The organism is Rhizobacter sp. P3_B12 (assembly GCF_056402895.1).
This window is the reverse complement of record NZ_JBFUGN010000680.1, coordinates 1-3399: the sequence shown is the minus strand read 5'-3', so window position 1 is coordinate 3399 and position 3399 is coordinate 1. Positions and strand designations below refer to the sequence as shown.

Genomic DNA, 3399 nt, shown 5'->3' with positions numbered 1-3399 from the left:
CGGGGGATCGGTCGACGTACCCGTCGACCGAGGGGCTGTCATTTCCYCCAGCTGTCCTTGAGGCTGGTGACGCGGTTGAACACGAGTTTTCCAGCCGTGGAATCGACTCGATCCGCCACGAAGTACCCATGCCGCTCGAACTGGAACTTGTCATCTGGCTGCGCCTTCGCGAGTGACGGCTCGACGAACCCCTGCACGACCTTCTTGCTGCCGGGGTTCAGCACCGTCAGGTAGTCGCGGCCGCCGGCATCGGGCTGCGCCTCGGTGAACAGGCGGTCGTAGATCCGCAGCTCGGCCGGAACACCGTCGTGCACGCCGACCCAGGTGATCGTGCCCTTGACCTTCACTGCATCGGCCCCGGGCGTGCCGCTCTTCGTGTCGGGGATCACCTTCGCCAGCACGACCCGCTCGCCGTTCGCATCGGTCTCGCTGCCGACGCATTCGACGATGACGCCGTACTTCAGCCGCACCTTGTTGCCCGGGAACAGCCGGAAGAAGCCCTTCGGCGGCGTCTCGGCGTAGTCGTCGCGCTCGATCCACAGCTCGGGCCCGAGGCCGAATTCGCGCTGGCCGAGCTCGGGTTGGTGCGGGTGCGCCGGCGCATGGCAAGGCTCGATGTGCGCAGCGCTGCCGAACACCTCGGCCCAGTTGACGAGCTTCAGCTTCACCGGATCGATCACCGTCATGGCCCGCGGTGCCTTGGCTTCCAGGTCGTCGCGCAGCGCGCCTTCGAGCGTTCCGTAGTCGATCCAGCTGTAGTCGCGGGTCACGCCGATGCGCTCGCAGAACAGCTGGATCGCCGCCGGCGTGTAGCCGCGGCGGCGCAGGCCGGCCAGCGTCGGCATGCGCGGGTCGTCCCAGCCATCGACGTGCTTCTCGTCGACCAGCTGCTTCAGCTTGCGCTTGCTGGTGATCACGTAGGTCAGGTTCAGCCGCGCGAACTCATGCTGGTGCGGGCGCGGCTGCGCGAGCAGGCCCAGGCCGCACAGCGTGTCGAGCAGCCAGTCGTAGAACGGGCGCTGGTCTTCGAACTCGAGCGTGCAGATGCTGTGCGTGATCTGCTCGAGCGCGTCTTCGATCGGGTGCGCATAGGTGTACATCGGGTAGATGCACCAGGTGTCGCCGGTGTTGTGGTGCGTCGCGCGCTTGATGCGGTAGAGCGCCGGGTCGCGCAGGTTGATGTTCGGCGACGCCATGTCGATCTTCGCGCGCAGCACCGCGGCGCCGTCGGCCAGCTTGCCGTCGCGCATCTCGCGCAAGCGCGCCAGGTTCTCGGCCGGCGTGCGGCTGCGGAACGGGCTGTCGGTGCCGGGCGTGTTGAAGTCGCCGCGCGTGGCCTTCATCGCCTCGGCGCTCTGCTCGTCGACGTAGGCGTGGCCGGCGCCGATCAGCGCCTCGGCCGCGCGGTACATGAACTCGAAGTAGTTGCTGGCGTAGTAGAGGTGGTCGACCGGCGCGCCGTTCACGTCGCTGCGCCAGTCGAAGCCCAGCCACTTCACCAGTTCGATGATGGCGTCGACGTACTCCTGCTCTTCCTTCTCGGGGTTGGTGTCGTCGAAGCGCAGGTGGCACACGCCGCCGAAGTCGCGCGCCAGTCCGAAGTTCAGCCAGATGCTCTTCGCGTGGCCGACGTGCAGGTAGCCGTTCGGCTCGGGCGGGAAGCGGGTGCGGATGCGCGCCGCGTCGAGCGGCCCGCCGGCCTGGTGGGCGGCGTCGCCGGGGGATCCGGCGAAATGGCGACCCGCGTAGCGTCCCTGGTCGAGGTCGCGCTCGATGATCTGCCGCAGGAAATTGGTCGGCCGAACGTCGGGGGCGGCGGACTCGCCAGGAGATGCCTTGCTGTGGGGGTCGCTCATGAAATGCGCTGGGGATTCAAGGGGTTGGGAACGCCGCGCGAGGGTGCGAAGCGTGAATTCATTGTAGTTCGCGCCCCTGGAGGCGCCTGGGCGATTGCCCGATCGTGATTTTCTTCACGCGTTGGTGTGTCTATTTGCATCCACCCCCGCGAGCAGAGGGGCGTCATGGTCTTTCCAGCCCATGGATGCAGTCGAACAATCGATGCCATGAACACACCGCCGCGTTCGTCGAACTTCATGTTCGACTTCTCGCCCAGCCAGACCGGCTGGATGGCCACCGCGCCGTCGGCGCTGCTGGACGGGCCGATCGGCCTGCCGCACCGCACGCCGCCGCCGAAACGCGCGCCGCAGCGCGACGGGCTGAGCGGCATCGCCGAAGAATGGCTGGCCGCGCTGCCGCCGCGCTACCGGCCGCTGACCACGGCGCAGCGCCACCCGCACGTCGTCAACCGGCTGGCCGCGCTGTGGGAGAAGCCGCTGAGCCTGCCGGCGTACTTCGACGAGCTGCTGTTGAGCGACCGCCCGGGCCGCGCCGGCTTCTCGTTCGAGGTGCTGACCGAACTCGGCGACCTGCGCTCGCTGCTGGAACTGGCGATGCACCGCGCCCGTCAGTAAGGCGCGTCAGGCCGCCAACTTAACCTTCCAGAAACCTGCGGCTTACCAATCGACACGGAAACCGGTCTTCGTGGGAACACGTTGTGACGTTGTAGACCCATGACACTGCGATCGCAGTGTCTGGAACACAGGAGTTCACGATGTTGAATCGCAAGACCCCGTTCGTCGCCGCGCTGGCCCTGGTGGGTGCGCTGGCCACCGCAGGCGCGCATGCCGCCAATGTGCAATGGTCGATCGGCGTCAACCTGCCGCCGGTGACCACCGTCGTGTCGAGCGGGCCGGTGTATTCGCAGCCGGTCTATGCCGAGCCGGTTTACGTGCAGCCGGCCTACTACGCACCGGCCCCGGTCTACGTGCAGCCCGCGCCGGTGGTGGTCTACCGCCCGCGTCCGGTCTATCGCCCCTACCCGGTCTACCGGCCGTATCCGGTCTATCACACCTATCCGGTGGTGCGCCCGGTGCCGGTGGTGGTGCCGCGCTGGGATGGGCGCCATGACCACCACGACTACCACGACCATGACGGCCGCCGTGACGACCGCGGCGGGCGTGACGGGCGCGATGGCCACCGCCACTGATCACATCGGCTTGAAGAGCTGCGCGTAGAGCCGGCTCACAGCGAGCCGGTCGGCGTGGCCGCGCAAGGTCAGCGTGATCTTGCCGGCCTCGTCCCGCAGCGCGGTAGCGATGGCGTCCGAGCGCACCACCGTGCCGCGGTGGATCTGCCAGAAGCGCTGCAGGTCGATCTGCGGCAGCAGTTCGCGCAGCGAGATGCGCACCAGGTACTCGCGCTCCAGCGTGACGACCCGCACGTACTTGTCGGCCGCCTCGAAATACAGCACCTCGACCACCGGCACCAGGTGGATCGCGTTGCCGACGGCGGCCTGGATCACCGTCAGCGGCGCGACGGGCGCCGTGGGCGCCGCAGGTG

4 protein-coding genes are annotated in these 3399 nt (G+C 68.0%); 2 read left to right on the top strand and 2 right to left on the bottom strand.

All coding sequences use genetic code 11. The features are described from left to right. Positions 1-38 precede the first annotated feature (38 nt). Complete coding sequence (locus AC1D01_RS26045; RefSeq protein ID WP_477871521.1) at positions 39-1856, bottom strand: glutamine--tRNA ligase/YqeY domain fusion protein; 1818 nt, start codon at positions 1854-1856, stop codon at positions 39-41. Between the two features lie 207 nt (positions 1857-2063). Here AC1D01_RS26045 and AC1D01_RS26040 point away from each other — a divergent pair, with 207 nt between their 5' ends. Beyond that, the gene (locus AC1D01_RS26040) at positions 2064-2471 is read left to right on the top strand and encodes a hypothetical protein (RefSeq protein WP_477871519.1); all 408 of its coding nucleotides are present in this window, start codon (positions 2064-2066) and stop codon (positions 2469-2471) included. A 140-nt stretch (positions 2472-2611) separates the two neighbouring features. Continuing rightward, the gene (locus AC1D01_RS26035) at positions 2612-3046 is read left to right on the top strand and encodes a hypothetical protein (RefSeq protein ID WP_477871517.1); all 435 of its coding nucleotides are present in this window, start codon (positions 2612-2614) and stop codon (positions 3044-3046) included. Here AC1D01_RS26035 and AC1D01_RS26030 read toward each other — a convergent pair. After that, positions 3047-3399: LytTR family DNA-binding domain-containing protein (locus AC1D01_RS26030; RefSeq protein ID WP_477871515.1), on the bottom strand; the 353-nt coding region annotated here is incomplete at its 5' end.

What these genes read in the sequence shown, in the direction of transcription:
- AC1D01_RS26040 (WP_477871519.1), top strand. Translation starts at nt 2,064, where the DNA reads ATGAACACACCGCCGCGTTCGTCGAACTTCATGTTCGACTTCTCGCCC.
- AC1D01_RS26035 (WP_477871517.1), top strand. Translation starts at nt 2,612, where the DNA reads ATGTTGAATCGCAAGACCCCGTTCGTCGCCGCGCTGGCCCTGGTGGGT.